Source organism: Halomonas shantousis, assembly GCF_054654615.1.
This window is the reverse complement of sequence record NZ_BAAIER010000001.1, coordinates 104,611-121,924: the sequence shown is the minus strand read 5'-3', so window position 1 is coordinate 121,924 and position 17,314 is coordinate 104,611. Positions and strand designations below refer to the sequence as shown.

The following is a 17,314-nucleotide window of genomic DNA, read 5'->3' as shown; positions in this document are numbered from 1 at the left end:
TCTCGCGCCGCCTATTTATTTGGCGGTGGGCATGACGAATTCGGCACCGGCCTCGATGCTGTTCGACCAGCGCTGCATGATCGACTTCTGCTTGGTGTAAAAACGTACGCCCTCTTCACCATAGGCATGCATGTCACCGAACAGCGAGCGTTTCCAGCCACCGAAACCGTGCCATGCCATGGGTACCGGGATCGGCACATTGATGCCGACCATTCCCACCTGGATGCGCCGGCCGAATTCCCGCGCCACGTGACCGCTCTCGGTGAAGCAGCTCACGCCGTTGCCGAACTCGTGGGCGTTGATCAGTTCGATGGCGGAAGCGATATCCGGCACCCGCACGCATGCCAGCACCGGCCCGAAGATCTCCTCGCGATAGATGGCCATCTGCGGCTCGACATGATCGAACAGCGAGCCGCCCATCCAGAAGCCCTCGCCGCAGCCATCGCCGGTAGTCGTGGCGTCGAATTCGCGGCCATCGACCACCAGCTCGGCACCTTCGGCCACCCCCTTCTCGATGTAGCCGAGAATGCGCTCATGTGCCGCCCGGGTGACGATCGGCCCCATCTCGGCGTCGGCCTGCATGCCATTCTTGATCTTGAGCTCACGTGCCCGCTCGGCCAGGCGCGGCACCAGCTTGTCGCCAGCTTCTCCCACCAGCACCGCCACGCTGACCGCCATGCAACGCTCGCCGGCAGAGCCGTAGGCCGCCCCGATCAGCGCATCGACAGCCTTGTCGAGATCGGCATCCGGCATCACCACCATGTGGTTCTTGGCACCACCAAGCGCCTGTACGCGCTTGCCGTGGCGTGCCCCCTGTTCGTAGATGTGATTGGCGATCGGCGTGGAACCGACGAAACTCAATGCTTGCACCTCGGGGTGCTCGATCAGCGCCTCGACCGCCTCCTTGTCTCCCTGGACGACATTGAATACGCCTTGCGGCAATCCGGCCTGCTTGAGCAGATCGGCCATCAGCAACGATGGGCTGGGATCGAGCGGGCTCGGCTTGAGAATGAAGGTGTTGCCTGCGGCAAGAGCTACCGGGAACATCCACATCGGCACCATGACCGGGAAGTTGAATGGCGTGATGCCGGCCACCACGCCCAGCGGCTGGCGCATCGTCCAGTTGTCGATGCCGGTACTGACCTGCTCGGTGTAGTCCCCCTTGAGAAGTTGCGGAATACCACAGGCGAACTCGACGATATCGATGCCACGCGCCACCTCGCCCATCGCGTCACTGAATACCTTGCCATGCTCCGCGGTGATGGCCCGGGCCAGTTCTTCCTTGTGCGCATTGAGCAGCTCCAGGAAGCGGAACAAGACTCGCGCACGCCGGATCGGCGGCGTGTCCGCCCAGGCGGGAAACGCCGCCGTGGCGGCAGCGACCGCAGCATCGACATCGGCTCGGGAGGCCAGCGCCACCTGCCCGGTCGTCTTTCCCGTGGCCGGGTTGGTGACGTCCTGGCGGCGCGTACTGTCACCTGCCGTCATATGGTCATTGATATAATGGTCGATAGAAGAGATCGTCATGGCATGCTTACCTGTGTCGTTGTAATCAGCGAAACCCGGGGTATTCAACAAAGCTATCGGGATCGGAAAGAGCCAAGCAATTGAGAAATTCAAAAATGAGATATAAGAAAGCCTTATATCCTATAGGATGTGCAATGTTCTCGACGGGGAGCCGACATGCGTGACCTTCGCGCTCTGCGCGCCTTCGTCAATGTGGCCCGTGAAGGCAGCGTTTCCCGCGCCGCCGAAATCCTTCACCTGACCCAGCCCGCCGTCAGTCTCAAGCTCAAGCAGTTCCAGGAGCAGGTCGGACGCACATTGTTCATACGCCATCCGCAAGGCCTGGCCCTGACACCGGATGGCCATGCCCTGCTTTCCGCAGCCGAGAAGGCACTGGCCGCTGTCGACGCTTTCGACCTCGCCGCACGCACCCTGCATACCACAGTGCGTGGCAAGCTACGCATCGGCACCATTGTCGACCCTGAGTTCATCCGTCTCGGTGCCTTCCTGCAGCGGCTCGTGGAACGGGCTCCTCAGATCGAAACCGAGTTGCTCCATGGCATGAGCGGTACCGTGCTAGAGCGTCTGCAGCGCCGCGAGCTGGATATCGGCTTCTTTCTTGAGGCACCGGGAGCGTTGCCGGCCATACGGCAGGAAGTAGACGAGATAGAGGGATTCGAACTCACACGATTCCACTATCAGATCATCGCACCCGCCGGCTGGGAGCGTCATTTCGAAGATACCGATTGGGAGCATCTGGCCGAGCTGCCATGGATCGTGACACCGCCAACTTCCGTGCATCACCGCCTCATCGAGAACGTGCTCGCTCCGTCAGGGGTAACACGACGGCGCGTCGCCCAGGTGGATCAGGAGATGTCCATGCTCGACCTGGTACGCGCCGGCGTCGGGCTGAGCCTGGCGCGGGATGCTGTCGCCATCCAGGAACGTCAGGAACGCGGACTCGCCGTGGTGCCCGATGTGCACTTGCCCTGTGCACTCAGCATTATCTGGCGTCGGGAACAGCGCGAGGATCCTATCGTCAGCACTGCGCTTCGGGCTCTAGAAAAGGTCTGGGGAACTGCCATTGGCTAAGCGCGCCATCAGCTCTCTTAAGCTCGAGAAGCGTAGCCGAAAGCACGGAATCCAAAGAGTAGGCAGTGCGTTGCCTGCCTGGGCATCTTCTCGTCTCACTCAGCGCCCTAGCCAACCCGCTCGCCGCATCAGTACCTTTTCGAGCTCCAGCACGATCATGAGGGCGATGCCCGTACCGATGATCAGCGCTCCATCGGCGAGAGCAACCGCCCGGGTATCGAACACTCCCTGCATGAGCGGCAGGTAGGTGAATGCACACTGAGCGATGACGACGACAGTGACCGCCATCAGCACCGCGGGAGTACCCAGCACACCGCGCCAATTGAACGAGGTCATGTGCAGGTAGCGTACGTTGAAGAGATAGAAGACCTCCAGCACCACGATCGTGTTGACCACCAGGGTACGGGCCATGGCCAACTCGTCCCCGCGGCCAAGCGAGTAAAAGAAAACGCCCAGCGCCGCGGCCAGGAACAACAACGACACGAGCACGACACGCCAGATGAGAAAGGGGGTGAGCAGCCCCTGATCGACCGGCCTGGGCCGGCGACGCATGACATTGGGCTCGGCCGGCTCGAACGCCAGAGCCAGGCCGAGCGTGGCCGCCGTGACGAGGTTGATCCACAGGATCTGGACAGCCGACATCGGCATGGCAAAGTTGAACAGGATCGCGGCAATGACGGCCAGCACCTCGCCGCCATTGGTCGGCAGTGTCCATGCCGCCACCTTGCGAATATTGTCATAGACTACCCGGCCTTCGTTCACCGCGGACACGATGGAAGCGAAATTGTCATCGAGCAGAACCATCTGCGATGCCTCCTTCGCCGCATCGGTCCCCTTGTGCCCCATGCCGATCCCCACATCCGCCTGCTTCAGCGATGGTGCATCATTGACCCCATCCCCCGTCATCGCCACGATGGCGCCGCTCGATTGCAGTGCCCGGACGATGCGCAGCTTGTGCTCGGGGTTGGTTCGGGCAAAGACACTGGTCTCGGCCACAAGGCTTGGCAGGTCACTATCCGCAATGGCGTCGAGCTCACGCCCGGTAAGCACGCGCGGATTCTCACCCAGCCCCAGTTGGCGGGCAATGGCCGCTGCCGTCGTACCATGGTCGCCGGTGATCATCTTCACCGCGATCCCGGCGGAGTGGCACTCCTCGATGGCGGCCATGGCTTCCTCGCGCGGCGGGTCGATGAACCCGACCAGGCCGACAAAGACCAGGCCGTCCTCAAGATCGGCAAACTCCATCTTGTCGCGATCGGAAGGCATCGGCTTGACGGCAAAGCCGAGCACCCGCTCGCCCTGGGCGGCCGCTTCCGCGATCCGTGCCGCCCAGGCGCCTCGATCCAGCGCCACACGGCCCTCGCCCTCAGCCTGGGCCGTGCATGACTGCAGAAGTTCATCCGGTGCCCCTTTGACGAAGATCCGGCATTCACCCGCTGCATTACGGTTGAGCGTGGCCATGAATCGGTGCTTGGCATCGAAGGGAATCTCGTCGAGGCGCGACCATTCATGGCGTGTACGCTCCGGATCCAGGCCGGCCTTGAGAGCCAGCGTCACGAGCGCCCCTTCCATCGGATCGCCGATGACATGCCACTCCCCGCCGGTCTGGTTCAGTTGGGCGTCGTTGCAGAGCAGTCCGGCCAGAATCAGCCTCCTGCTGTCCGCCAGCCGCTGATCCTCCGCAGCGCTGCCTGCCGGTTCGGCTTCCAGACGCCCCTCCGGCACATAGCCCGCGCCGGTAACCGTAAACCGGCCACCAGGGACGTCCAGTCGCCGCGCCGTCATCTCGTTGCGGGTCAGCGTGCCGGTCTTGTCGGAGCAGATAACCGACGTGGCCCCCAGGGTTTCCACGGCGGGTAGTTGCCGGATCGCGGCATTGCGCCGTGCCATGCGCTGCACGCCGATGGCCAGCGTGATGGTGATGACCGCCGGCAGGCCTTCGGGGATGGCGCCCACGGCCAAGGCCACCACGGCAATCAAGGCGTCCGGCCAGGCATAGCCGCGTAGCAGCACCGCAAAGGCAAACAATGCCGCGGACACGCCCAGCGTAATCCAGGTGAACTGCGTTCCGAAGCGGTTGATCTGGCGCAGCAACGGCGTGGTCAAGGGCTGGACCTCGCGCAGCAGCGCGCTGATTCGCCCGATCTCGGTATCGCTGCCGGTGGCGGTAACGACCCCTGTCGCCTGACCGGTGGCCACTAGCGTGCCCGAATACACCATGGAATGACGGTCACCGAGTGCCGCCTCCTTCGGTGCCGGCGTCTCCCGCTTCTCTGCCGCCACCGATTCGCCGGTCAGAATGGCTTCCTCGACGCGCAACGCATGGGCCCGGATGAGCCGCAGATCGGCAGGGACTCGGTCCCCGGCCTCCAGCGACACGATGTCGCCAGGCACGATTTCATCGACCGGCACCTTGATCCGTCGGCCTTCCCGCATCAGGTGCGCCTGCGGTGCGATCAGGTTGCGGATCGCATTCAGCGCCTTTTCCGCCTTGCCCTCCTGGACAAAACCGACCACGGCGTTGACCAGCACCACGGTGACGATGACTGCCGCATCGACAAAATGCCCCAGTAGCGATGCCGCGGCGGCGGCCACCAGCAGAAAATAGATCAGGGCATTATGAAACTGCGCGAGAAAGCGAAACAGCGGATGGCGGCCGGCCACTGCCGGCAGTTGGTTACGTCCGTACCTCGCCAGGCGTCTGGTCGCTTCGTCTTCCGACAAGCCGGCGGGCGAGGCCCCCAGCGATGTCAGGACGTCATCGACCTGTCGGGCATGGACCTCGGGGGATTGACTAGCGGGTAGAGAATCGACATTGCGTGTGGCGGTGGGTATCTCCATACCGTCTCCCTGGCAATCAACGTGAGCGGGCAATGGCGTATTGCCGTTACAGACTGAGCGTCACCGTCACGGTGTCTGCCCCATCCTCCATGGGCTGGACCACGAAGCCCAGCTCTTCCGCCATCTGCCGCATGGCCTGGTTCTCCCGCAATATATCGGCAAATACCTGGCGGATACCGCTATCACGGGCATAAGCGAGAATCTGCTGCATGAGCCGATAGCCAAGCCCGGTGCCTTTCATGTCGCTACGCACCATGATCGCGAATTCGGCGCTCTCCTTGTCGGGGTCGGCAGACAGGCGGACGACACCGACGATCTCCTGCCTGTCCGGCGGCATCGCCACGAAGGCCATTTCCCGGTCATAGTCGATCTGGGTCAGGCGAGCCGCGAAGGCATGATCGAACCCGCGAATGGCCCCAAAGAAGCGCAGTCGCACATCATCGGGCGAGGAATGACGAAGCATGTCGACCAGTGCGCCTTCGTCTTCGGGGCGAATGGGACGCAGGAAATAGCGCTGGCCATTGCGTGTCTCGATGACATGCTCGAGCTGTTGCGGGTATGGGCGAATGGCCAGCGGACGCCGCTGGCCATGGTCCGTCCTGACCACGATACGCGCATCCAGGGCGATCACCCCTGAGGCATCGGCCAGGAGCGGATTGATATCGAGCTCGGCCACGCGGTCCAGGTCACTGGCCAGTTGCGATAGCTTGATGAGCGTCAGCGTGATCGCCTCGAGGTCGGCCGCAGGACAATCGCGGTAACCGCGTAGCAGGCGCGAGATACGTGTCGCCTGGATCATTTCTTCTGCCAGGAGGGGGTTGAGCGGCGGGAGACCGATGACCCGGTCACCGATGACCTCGACTGCCGTCCCTCCTTGCCCGAACAGGATGACCGGACCGAAGACGCTATCTTCCGAGACGCCCAGAATCAGTTCGTATGCCCCGGGCCGACGAATCATCGGCTGCACATTGAAGCCGTCGACCCGCGCCCCGGGGACCACCCGGCGAACCGTGGCGAGCATATCCTCGGCCGCCTGCGTCACGGCAGCGGGCGAAGCCAGATTCAGTTGCACGCCTCCTGCATCGGACTTGTGCGAGATATCGCGCGACAGGATCTTCAATACGACGGGGAAACCCAGCTGTCGGGCTGCCTCGCTCGCGTCCTCGGGGGTCCGCGCCATGATGGCCGGTACCGTCGGGATTCCATAAGCTGCCAGCACCCCCGCCGCCTCTGGCTCGGTCAGTACATGACGTCCGTCCCGGAGCACGCTGTCGATGATAGCGTTCGCCCTGGCCTGATCGATGATGAGGGCATCGGAAATGGCCGGTGGTGTCTCCATCAGGGCCTGTTGATTCCGCCAGTAGCTGGACAGGTGCCGGAAGGCCCGAATGGCTTGCTCCGGCGTTTCGTAAGATGGGATACGTTTCTCGGCGAACAGGCGCCGGGCCTCGGCCGGTGCCCCTTCGCCCAGCCAGCAGGTCAGGACTGCCGGTCGTCGCGTGCCGAGCGTCTCGACCACGGCCCGGGCAGCGTCCAAGCTATCGGCGACCGCCACCGGGCAGTTGATGATGAAAATCGCATCCGCTCCTTGCTCGTCGAGCAAGGCTTCGAGTGCGCCGGCATAGCGCCGCCCGGGCGCATCGCCAAGGATATCGACGGGATTGGCATGCGACCACGCCTTGGGCAGAAAGGCATCCAGGCGCGCCAGCGTCGCCTCGGAGAGCTCGGCCAGGTGTCCATCCATGTCAGCCAGCTCATCGACCGCCAGGACACCGATTCCTCCGCCATTGGTGAGAATGGCCAGCCGGTCGCCCTTCACGCGGATGCCGGTGGCCAAGGTGCCTGCGGCCTGGAACAACTCATCGAGCGTGTTGACCCGCAGCATCCCTGCGCGCCGGAACGCGGCGGCATAGACGGCATCGGCGCCGGCCAGTGCGCCGGTATGCGACAGCGCGGCCTTGGCACCGGCATCGCTGCGCCCGGCCTTGACCACCACCACGGGCTTGTTGCGCGAGGCCATGCGGGCCGCCGACAGGAACTTGCGTGCCTCGGTAACGGCCTCGACGTAGAGAAGAATGGACCGTGTCTTGGGGTCGAGGGCCAGGTAATCGAGCATGTCACCGAAATCGACATCGCTCATCGAACCGAGGGAAACCACATGCGAAAAGCCGATGCCACGCGCCGAGGCCCAGTCGAGGATGGAGGTCGCCACCGCGCCCGATTGGGTGACGAAGGCCACGTCGCCTTTCTGTGGCGTGAGATGCGCGAAGCTGGCATTGATTCCCCGGTGCGGCACCAGGATACCCAGGCAATTGGGCCCGACGATGCGCATCAGGTAGGGCCTGGCTGCTTCCAGCATCGCCTGCTTGAGCGCCTTGCCATCCGCACGCTCTCCCTCGCCGAAACCGGCCGTGATCACCACCGCAGCACGACAGCCCCGTTCCCCGAGTTCGCGGATCAGCTCCGGCACGGTATCGGGCGGCGTCGCGATGATTGCCAGATCGGGGGCCAGCGGCAGTTCGCTGATGGTGTGGTAATTTAGGGCCGAACGAATGGCCCGCTCTCTTGGATTCACGGTCAGGATAGGCCCCTCGAAACCGGCCTCGAAGAGATTGCGCGCCAGCACGGCACCCACTGAGCCAGGACGGTTACTGGCACCGATCAGAGCAATCGTGGCGGGAGAAAACAGCGCATTCAGATTACGAATCGACATCGAATATCTCCGATCATCGTCCGGTCGCAGGACACGCCATCTGTTCGCCGGTTCATCACGATCGCTCTTTGCGGCTAGCTCACTCCCTGAGCCGGAGAGGCAGAATCCGAGACACAGCCCGGCAGCTTGACGCCTGTGGCGGCCTTGCCGGCATGGCCCAAGTTGACCCGAAACAGTACACGGCTATGCGATATAGAATTTATATTCCGGTGCTGCGAGCGGTAAGCGATATCTCTTGTTAACCATAGTTATTCATTTCCAGCCATTACCAACACAGCAGCACCGGTCAGCTTGCCGTCCCTAAGATGCCTGAGTGCTTCATTGGCGGCATGAAGCGGGTAATGCTCTATCCTGGTCCGGACGGTTGCCTTGGAGATCAACTCCAGAAATTTCTCGCCGTCCTTGCGGGTCAGGTTGGCCACTGAACGCAACTGGCGTTCACCCCAGAGCAGCGCATAGGGGAAGGAGGGAATATCACTCATGTGAATTCCGCCGCAGACCACCAGACCGCCCTTACGCACTGCACGCAGTGCAGCGGGCACAAGCCCCCCGACAGGGGCAAAGATAATTGCTGCATCCAGTGGCACATCGGGAAGCTGATCGGAGTTACCTACCCAAGTTGCCCCCAGCTGTTGCGCAAACAGTTGGGCACGTTCATCTCCCGGACGAGTAAAGGCGTATAGCTCGACACCCTGCCATAGGGCGATTTGGGCCACGATATGGGCCGCGGCGCCAAAACCGTAGATACCCAGGCGCTGCAGATCATTGCCACACATGCTCAAGGAACGGTAACCGATCAGGCCAGCGCACATCAGCGGTGCCGCCGCTGCTGAACTATAGTCGGGACTGATGGGAAAGCAGAAGCGATGATCCGCCAGGGTGTATTCGGCAAAGCCACCATCGATCTGGTAACCGGTAAAGCGAGCCCGGTCACAAAGGTTTTCCTGCTCATGTGAGCAATACCAGCACTCGCCACAGCTATAGCCCAGCCATGGCACGCCCAGACGAGCGCCATGCACTAGCGTAACCCCGGGACCACAACCCGCAACGCGGCCAATGATCTCATGGCCGGGAATGATGGGATACGAAATATCCGGTAGTTCACCATCCAGCAAATGCAGATCGGTACGACATACCGCACAGGCTTCAACCTTGAGCAACACCTGCCCGGGCCCAGGCGTAGGAATAGGTCGGTCCCTCTCCTGAATAGGTCCGCCCTGTTTCTCAAGCACCATAGCCTTCATAAAGTCATGTACTCGAATTGAAGATGGCGCCGGTGACGATATCGTCACCGGCGCCTTCGGCTTATTTGACCTCTAATTTACGTCGCACGTCCTGCTTGGCCTTGGGCAACGTGATCGTAAGGATGCCGTCCTTGAATTTAGCTTCAGCATGATGTTCATCGACATCAACCGGCAAGGCGATGGTTCTCGCGAAGGAACCTTGCCACATCTCCGAATGGTAATACCTTTCCTTTTCTTCTTTCGCTTCTCCCGAACGGTGCCCCTTGATCACCAAGGAGTGACCGGTAATCTCGATATCAATCTCCTTGCGGTCCACGCCAGGCATTTCGGCGCGAACGATGATCTCTTTTTCGCGATCGACAATGTCAACCTTGGGGTTGTGTTGACCGAAAAAGCCTAGGCGCTCCTTCACAAGGTCGTCTTTGAAGAAAGGCTTCATCCAGCTTCGTTCGAAAAACCCTTCCACCATATGATCGAACTCCTCCAAGGGATTCAACGATCGATGGGACGATACTGAGGAAGGCTCTTGGCTGGAAGGCTCCTGGCTAGCTTGCAAAGGCTGATTGGCGGTCTTATCCACGTCGGTACTCCTGGATCCGTGCACTCGCGGACGGTGATAACAGAGTTCGTGACTTTATATCGTAATGATCATGACTTTTATATCGGACGATCAATCTTTACCGGAACACGCTTCTACCACATGGTTACTTATAGTGGGTAATCTCTTCTTGGAAAGCTCTTCGAGTATATAAAAAAGCCAAAAGAATTTATATTTTGACTTGGATCAACAAACCAACCAGGCAAACATCAAACTACATATTTTAACGACTTCATGTAACTATTGCGCAACAGCCAGATTGAATGCGCGGCAATCTCTTCAGCTGCAGGAGTAGTAAGCTTTTCGTTGTAGATGGCGTTAGTGCCTTCAGTTATAGAAGTTAGCTATAACAGAGCGCTCCTGTCATGCACTACCGCTAAGCCAATCTTTATCCATCATTAGCTTCACTGCCTAGTGAAGACATTTCTATACTATGCTTGATACTGATCAAATTTTTTATCGCCTTATATTTCTATGTTAATTATTCATTAGTCGAGCTCTCAAGCCACGAAACAGGAACAAGATAATGAAAGCGCTTGTTTATGAAGGAGCGGGGCAAAAAAGCTGGAAGGACAAGTCTCGCCCGGGTATCGAAAAGCCCACCGATGCCATCGTACGAATAACACACTCCACCATCTGCGGAACCGATCTGCATATACTCAAGGGCGATGTCCCCGCAGTCGAGACCGGCCGCACCCTGGGTCACGAGGGAGTCGGTATTGTCGAGGAAGTCGGCAACAGCGTCAGCAGCCTAAAGCCCGGGGACCAGGTGTTGATCTCCTGTATCACTTCCTGCGGGCATTGCGACTATTGCAAACGAGGCATGTACGCGCATTGTCGCGATGGCGGTTGGATTCTGGGACACAAGATCGACGGCACACAGGCTGAGTTCGTGCGAATTCCGCATGCTGACAATAGTCTTTACCGCTTACCGCCGGCACTCGATCCCGCCGCAGCCTTGATGCTGAGCGACATTCTGCCCACCGGGCATGAGATTGGCGCGCTCAATGGCGAGGTCAAGCTCGGCGATACCATAGCCATCGTCGGCGCCGGCCCGATCGGTCTGGCGGCCCTGCTCACGTCCCGCTTCTATTCACCGGCCCGCATCATCATGGTCGACCCCGATGAAAATCGATTGGCCGTGGCTCGCCAGCTGGGCGCAACCGATGCCGTAAGTGCCGACCCAGTCGAGGCCGTCATGAAACTCACCGACGGTGAAGGCGTCGACGTGGCCATGGAGGCAGTGGGCATTCCCGAGTCGTTCGATACCTGCCAGCGCATCCTGCGTCCCGGTGGCCGGCTCGCCAATATCGGAGTGCATGGTCGTAGCGTCGAGCTCCGCATCGAGGATCTTTGGATCAAGAACATCACCGTACGCACGGGTCTGGTAAATACCAATACTATCCCCGTATTGATGCGCTTTCTCGAAGCCGGTGGTATCGATGCGGGGAGTCTGATCACGCATCGTTTTGCCTTGAGCGAGATCGAGCAGGCCTATGACGTGTTCTCACGCGCCGCCTCGGAAAAAGCGATCAAGATGCTACTGACGGCCTGATCAACGATTCGGCCTAAGTTCTGGCTGAAAATGCCTGAGTGAGCGCAGGCATTTTTCAGCCAGAGCGTAACGAGCTGCGCGATTGCCTTTAATGACCTGATGACTTTCCCTGAAGCAACTTTGCCGGGTGGATCATGGCGACACAAGACAGAAAGGCCCTGCTGGAAGGGCTGCGGGCAGATCTCCAGACACGTATTCGCCGCTATCAGGACCATCAGCACCGTACCAGTGGTCCCTTAGACAAGAATCCCGAAGAGCAAGCGCTTGAAGTTCAAAATGACGAAGTGGTGGAGCAGCTCGAGGCGGAGGCAAAAGAGGAATTGGCCCAAGTCGAGCGAGCCCTGGTTCGTATCGATGCCCAGGTCGGCGACCGTTGCGAAGAGTGCGGCGACCCGATTGCGCCCGATCGTCTCGTGGCCTTGCCCTACACGACCCGTTGCAAGGATTGCGCCGACCTGTAGCAGGAACGCGGGCTCTTTCCACTGCGTCTATCCTGCTGATCGGCCCGCCGGGTACCGGCAAGACATCGCTGGCTCACGGCGGGGCCGGCATGCCCTTCTTCCGAACTTTATTGACTAGAACAGTGTTCGACCGCTCGAGACGCTAAAAAATGAAAACCATCAAGGTATTCATTGCCGTTCATCTTCGTCGACAGCAGTTAGCTAAGTTTTGTCTGAAAAATCGACGGGCGATAAACGGACTGGGCCTGCATTCGGATTTACGTGGTGTAAATGAGCATTTTAATGGGGACGCCGAGTCCGGACTCGCGCTCGAGCTGATTGTTAACGCTGCATGAGTGAGCGCAGACGCTTTTCAGACAGAGCGCAAAGCTGATGTAGAGCAAATTATATGGGTACACGTGTGCATACAATACACGATACCAGCTAACGAATTGCCCTGGTGATGACAATGAAATCCATGCCCATTGATTTGTTGGATAACCCATGAGTTAGGCACGAACTTACCAGCCACGAAGACCCTCTTCTTTGATGAGGCTAAAAATGGTGCAGTCTACACAGAAGTTGAAAATAGGCGCTCTTACCGCACTCGTCATCGGCTCGATGATCGGCGGCGGAATCTTTTCCTTGCCGCAGAACATGGCCGCCAGTGCCAGTGCAGGTGCCGTCCTGATCGGATGGCTGATCACCGCCATCGGCATGCTGACGCTGGCCTTCGTCTTTCAGACACTGGCCAACCGCAAGCCCGATCTGGATTCGGGGATCTACGCCTATGCCAAGGCAGGCTTCGGCGATTACATGGGGTTCTCGTCCGCCTGGGGCTACTGGATCAGCGCCTGGCTCGGCAACGTCAGCTATTTCGTTCTTCTGTTCAGTACTGTCGGGTATTTCTTTCCCGTCTTCGGTGAGGGCAATACGCCTATCGCCATCGTCTGCGCCTCCCTGCTGCTGTGGGGCATTCACTTCCTGATCCTGAACGGCATCAAGGAAGCGGCTTTCATCAACCTGATCACGACCGTGGCGAAAGTCGTGCCACTGATCGTCTTCATTGTCATCGTGGCCTTCGCCTTCGATAGCGACATTTTCCTGAGCGACTTCTGGGGGCGCGGCAACACCGATCTCGGCAGCGTCATGGATCAAGTGAGGAACATGATGCTGGTCACGGTCTGGGTCTTCATCGGTATCGAAGGCGCCAGCATCTACTCGGCCCGGGCCGAAAGTCGTCGCGACGTGGGCCGGGCCACGGTAATCGGCTTCTTGAGCGTTCTCCTGCTGCTGGTGCTGGTCAACGTGCTGTCCATGGGCGTCATGCGCCAGCCCGAGCTGGCCACCTTGCAGAACCCGTCCATGGCCGGCGTGCTGGAACATGTCGTGGGACGCTGGGGCTCCATCCTGATCAGTTTCGGTCTGGTGATCTCCCTGGTGGGGGGACTACTGGCCTGGACCCTGCTGTGTGCCGAGATCCTGTTTGCCGGTGCCCGCGATCACACGATGCCGAGTTTCCTGAAAAAGGAGAATGCCAAACAGGTTCCGAGCAACGCACTCTGGGTGTCGAACGGGCTGATCCAGCTTTTCCTGATCCTGACGCTGTTCAACGAATCCACCTACCTGAGCCTGTTCTACCTGGCCACCTCCATGATTCTGGTGCCTTATTTCTGGTCGGCCGCCTATGCCGTCCTGGTGAGCTGGCGCGGCGAGACCTACGAACGACAGCCGCATGAACGCCGCAAGGATCTGATCACTGCCCTGATCGCTGTCATTTACAGCGCCTGGCTGGTCTATGCCGGAGGCGTGCAGTACATCCTGCTCTCGGCACTGCTCTACGCGCCCGGCGCTCTCTTCTTCGCCAAGGCCAAGCGCGAGCAGCATCTCCCCGTCTTTCGCCCCATGGAAAAGTGGATCTTTGCCGCTGTCCTGATCGGCGCCGCTCTTGCAGCGTACGGTCTGTACACCGGTTACCTGTCGCTCTGATGCGGACCCTGCCGGCATGAGCCGGCGGGATCGGCCCTGTTCAAGGAGATTCATCATGACGATTCCCGTGTCACTCGGCGTTCACTCGGAAGTCGGCAAGTTACGCAAGGTCCTGGTCTGCTCGCCGGGGCTGGCCCATCAGCGCCTCACGCCAAGCAATTGCGACGACCTGCTGTTCGATGACGTGATCTGGGTCAGCCAGGCCAAGCGCGACCACTTCGATTTCGTGGCCAAGATGCAAGAGCGCGGCGTCGAGGTCCTCGAGATGACCACGCTACTGGCCGAGACGCTGCAGAATCCCGACGCTCGCAATTGGATTCTCGACCGCAAGGTCACGGCCAATCATGTCGGGCTCGGCCTGGTGGAGGAAGTGCGCGCCTGGCTGGAAGAGCAGGCACCAAGCCGGCTCGCCGAGTTCCTCATCGGCGGCGTGTCGGGAGACGACCTGCCGGGCAACCATACCAGCGAGATCGTCAGGATGTTCCGCGATTATCTGGGACACTCGAGCTTCATTCTGCCCCCGCTGCCGAACACGCTGTTCACTCGCGATACCACCTGCTGGATCTATGGCGGCGTGACGTTGAACCCCATGCACTGGATGGCACGGCGCCAGGAAACCGTGCTGACCACGGCCATCTACAAGTTCCATCCCGAGTTCGCGCATGCCGATTTCCAGGTCTGGTACGGCGATCCCGATATCGACCATGGCCTGGCCACCCTGGAAGGCGGCGACGTCATGCCGCTGGGCAACGGCATCGTGCTGATCGGCATGGGGGAACGGACGTCGCATCAGGCCATCGGCCAGCTTGCACGCTCCCTTTTCCGGCAGGGCGCCGCCGAACGCCTCATCATCGCGGGCTTGCCCAGGTCGCGGTCCGCGATGCATCTGGATACCGTATTCAGCTTTTGCGACCGCGACCTGGTGACGATATATCCCGAAGCCGTGGCCTCCATCGTCGCCTTCAGCCTGCGCCCTGACGACAGCAAGCCAGGCGGCATCGACGTCCGCCGGGAAAAGCAGAGCTTCCTCGATGTCGTGGCCTCGGCGTTGGGCTTGAAGAAGCTGCGCACGGTGCATACCGGAGGCGACAGCTACGAGGTGGAGCGCGAGCAGTGGGACGACGGCAATAACGTGGTGGCGCTCGAGCCCGGCGTGGTCATCGGCTACGACCGCAACACTTATACCAACACGCTGCTGCGCAAGGCAGGCGTGGAAGTGATCACGATCGATGCCAGCGAACTGGGACGAGGCCGCGGCGGCGGGCACTGCATGACCTGTCCGATCGTTCGCGACGCCGTGGATTATTGACCATCCGCCCCGATGCCCGCCGCCCCCCAAGGAGATTCCGTCATGGCGTTCAACATCCATAACCGCAGCCTGCTCAGCCTGAGCCATCACAGCCTGAGCGAGCTGCGCTACCTGCTCGATCTGTCCCGCGATCTCAAGCGGGCCCGGTACACCGGTACCGAACAGCAGCACCTGAAGGGCAAGAACATCGCGCTGATATTCGAGAAGACTTCGACGCGCACACGCTGCGCCTTCGAAGTGGCCGCTTATCAGCAGGGGGCCAATGTGACGTTCATCGACCCCGCTTCTTCCCAGATCGGCCACAAGGAAACGATGAAGGATACGGCACGCGTCCTGGGCCGGATGTACGATGCCATCGAGTACCGCGGCTTCAGCCAGGCCATCGTCGAGGAACTGGCGCAGTATGCCGGCGTTCCCGTCTTCAATGGGTTGACCGACGAATACCACCCGACGCAGATGCTCGCCGATGTGCTGACCATGCAGGAGCACAGCGACAAGCCGCTGCATGAGATCCGTTACGCCTACCTGGGAGATGCCCGCAACAACATGGGCAATTCCCTGCTGATGATCGGCGCCAAGCTGGGCATGGACGTGCGGATCGCCGCGCCCAGGGCGTTATGGCCCCACCCCGAGCATGTCGAAGCATGCCAGCGGTTCGCGGAAGAGTCGGGTGCCCGCTTGACGCTGACCGAGTCCCCCGAAGAGGCCGTCCGAGACGTCGATTTCATCCATACCGACGTCTGGGTTTCCATGGGCGAGCCCATCGACACCTGGGGAGAGCGAGTAAGCCTGTTGATGCCCTACCAGGTGAACAAGACCCTGATGGATGCCAGCGGCAACCCGCGCGTGAAGTTCATGCACTGCCTGCCAGCGTTCCATAATGCACAAACCAAGGTCGGCAAGCAGGTCGCCGCCCAGTATCCCGAGCTGGCCAACGGCATCGAGGTCACCGAGGAAGTCTTCGAGTCACCGGCCTGTATCGCCTTCGAGCAGGCGGAAAACCGGATGCACACGATCAAGGCCGTACTGGTTGCCACTCTCGGCGATATCTGACCTTCGAGCCAAGGGAGAATCACGATGCGCATCGTCACCGCCCTGGGCGGCAACGCCCTGCTTCGTCGCGGCGAACCGCTGACGGCAGACAGGCAACGCGAGAATGTTCGCGTTGCCTGTGCCCAGTTGGCCAGGATCATTCCCGGCAATGAAGTGGTGATCGCCCACGGCAATGGTCCGCAGGTGGGCCTGCTGGCCTTGCAGGGCGCGGCCTACACCGATGTCACCGCCTATCCTCTGGATGTGCTGGGAGCCGAAACCGAAGGCATGATCGGCTACATGATCGAACAGGAACTGGGCAATCTGCTCCCCGCCGAGGCGCCCTTGGCGACGCTGCTGACCCAGGTGGAGGTGGACGCCGACGATCCGGCCTTCCAGCATCCCAGCAAGCCCATCGGCCCGGTGTACTCGCGAGAGGAAGCCGAACGTCTTGCCGGGGAAAGGGGCTGGAGCATCGCACCGGACGGCGACCGCTTTCGCCGCGTGGTGCCCAGCCCCCGCCCCAAGCGCATCTTCGAGATACGTCCGGTGAAATGGCTGCTCGAGAAAGGCTGCGTCGTGATCTGCGCGGGAGGCGGCGGCATCCCGACCCTCTATGCACAAGGCCGCCAGTTGCAGGGCGTCGAAGCCGTCATCGACAAGGACTCGTGCTCGGCACTTCTGGCCGAGGAGCTGCACTGCGACCTACTGATCATCGCTACCGATGTCGAAGCCGCCTATGTCGACTGGGGCCAACCGACCCAGAAGGCCATCGCGCGAGCCCATCCCGCGGCCCTGGCGCAGCTCGCCTTCGCGGCAGGCTCCATGGGCCCCAAGATCGAGGCGGCCTGCGACTTCGCCCGCCATACGGGCAAGGAGGCCGTCATTGGCTCCCTGGCAGACATCGAAGCCATCATGCTGGGCCAGGCCGGGACTCGCGTCAGTACCGCGATGCCGGGAATAGAGTACTTTGAACGGTAGCGCGCCACGTTGCC

General features: G+C 60.7%; 14 protein-coding genes. 9 read left to right on the top strand and 5 right to left on the bottom strand.

Annotated elements, in window-relative coordinates; translation table 11 throughout:
• Positions 1–15 precede the first annotated feature (15 nt).
• A complete protein-coding gene (locus ACYQ12_RS00510; RefSeq protein WP_459866111.1) occupies positions 16–1,527 on the bottom strand; it encodes a CoA-acylating methylmalonate-semialdehyde dehydrogenase in 1,512 nt (503 codons plus the stop codon).
• A gap of 156 nt (positions 1,528–1,683) precedes the next feature.
• Between ACYQ12_RS00510 and ACYQ12_RS00505 the strand changes: the two genes are divergently transcribed.
• Positions 1,684–2,598 (top strand): LysR family transcriptional regulator, encoded by a 915-nt coding sequence (locus tag ACYQ12_RS00505; protein WP_459866108.1) that lies wholly within the window; start codon positions 1,684–1,686, stop codon positions 2,596–2,598.
• Positions 2,599–2,697: 99 nt separating this feature from the next.
• Here the strand turns inward: ACYQ12_RS00505 and ACYQ12_RS00500 are convergent, their stop codons facing one another.
• The 4 genes from ACYQ12_RS00500 to ACYQ12_RS00485 form a co-directional block, all read right to left on the bottom strand.
• Complete coding sequence (locus ACYQ12_RS00500; protein WP_459866105.1) at positions 2,698–5,439, bottom strand: cation-transporting P-type ATPase; 2,742 nt, start codon at positions 5,437–5,439, stop codon at positions 2,698–2,700.
• A gap of 46 nt (positions 5,440–5,485) precedes the next feature.
• Complete coding sequence (locus tag ACYQ12_RS00495; RefSeq protein WP_459866102.1) at positions 5,486–8,152, bottom strand: bifunctional acetate--CoA ligase family protein/GNAT family N-acetyltransferase; 2,667 nt, start codon at positions 8,150–8,152, stop codon at positions 5,486–5,488.
• 248 nt (positions 8,153–8,400) lie between these two features.
• Positions 8,401–9,387 (bottom strand): zinc-dependent alcohol dehydrogenase family protein, encoded by a 987-nt coding sequence (locus ACYQ12_RS00490; RefSeq protein WP_459866099.1) that lies wholly within the window; start codon positions 9,385–9,387, stop codon positions 8,401–8,403.
• A 70-nt stretch (positions 9,388–9,457) separates the two neighbouring features.
• Positions 9,458–9,976, bottom strand: coding sequence for an Hsp20/alpha crystallin family protein (locus ACYQ12_RS00485; RefSeq protein WP_459866096.1), 519 nt, complete (start codon positions 9,974–9,976; stop codon positions 9,458–9,460).
• 544 nt (positions 9,977–10,520) lie between these two features.
• Here ACYQ12_RS00485 and ACYQ12_RS00480 point away from each other — a divergent pair.
• The 8 genes from ACYQ12_RS00480 (at position 10,521) to arcC (ending at position 17,300) form a co-directional block, all read left to right on the top strand.
• A complete protein-coding gene (locus tag ACYQ12_RS00480) occupies positions 10,521–11,549 on the top strand; it encodes a zinc-dependent alcohol dehydrogenase family protein (RefSeq protein WP_459866093.1) in 1,029 nt (342 codons plus the stop codon).
• A gap of 134 nt (positions 11,550–11,683) precedes the next feature.
• Positions 11,684–12,010, top strand: a complete 327-nt coding sequence (locus tag ACYQ12_RS00475; protein WP_459866090.1) for a TraR/DksA family transcriptional regulator — start codon at positions 11,684–11,686, stop codon at positions 12,008–12,010.
• Positions 11,932–12,156 (top strand): AAA family ATPase, encoded by a 225-nt coding sequence (locus ACYQ12_RS00470; RefSeq protein ID WP_459866087.1) that lies wholly within the window; start codon positions 11,932–11,934, stop codon positions 12,154–12,156. The genes ACYQ12_RS00475 and ACYQ12_RS00470 overlap by 79 nt, the downstream gene beginning before the upstream one ends.
• Before the next feature lie 3 nt (positions 12,157–12,159).
• Positions 12,160–12,345, top strand: a complete 186-nt coding sequence (locus ACYQ12_RS00465) for a hypothetical protein (protein ID WP_459866084.1) — start codon at positions 12,160–12,162, stop codon at positions 12,343–12,345.
• A 205-nt stretch (positions 12,346–12,550) separates the two neighbouring features.
• Positions 12,551–13,978, top strand: coding sequence for an arginine-ornithine antiporter (arcD, locus tag ACYQ12_RS00460; protein ID WP_459866081.1), 1,428 nt, complete (start codon positions 12,551–12,553; stop codon positions 13,976–13,978).
• 55 nt (positions 13,979–14,033) lie between these two features.
• The gene (arcA, locus tag ACYQ12_RS00455; protein ID WP_459866078.1) at positions 14,034–15,287 is read left to right on the top strand and encodes an arginine deiminase; all 1,254 of its coding nucleotides are present in this window, start codon (positions 14,034–14,036) and stop codon (positions 15,285–15,287) included.
• Between the two features lie 42 nt (positions 15,288–15,329).
• Positions 15,330–16,340 (top strand): ornithine carbamoyltransferase, encoded by a 1,011-nt coding sequence (locus ACYQ12_RS00450; protein ID WP_459866075.1) that lies wholly within the window; start codon positions 15,330–15,332, stop codon positions 16,338–16,340.
• A gap of 24 nt (positions 16,341–16,364) precedes the next feature.
• The gene (gene arcC, locus ACYQ12_RS00445; RefSeq protein WP_459866072.1) at positions 16,365–17,300 is read left to right on the top strand and encodes a carbamate kinase; all 936 of its coding nucleotides are present in this window, start codon (positions 16,365–16,367) and stop codon (positions 17,298–17,300) included.
• Positions 17,301–17,314 lie beyond the last annotated feature (14 nt).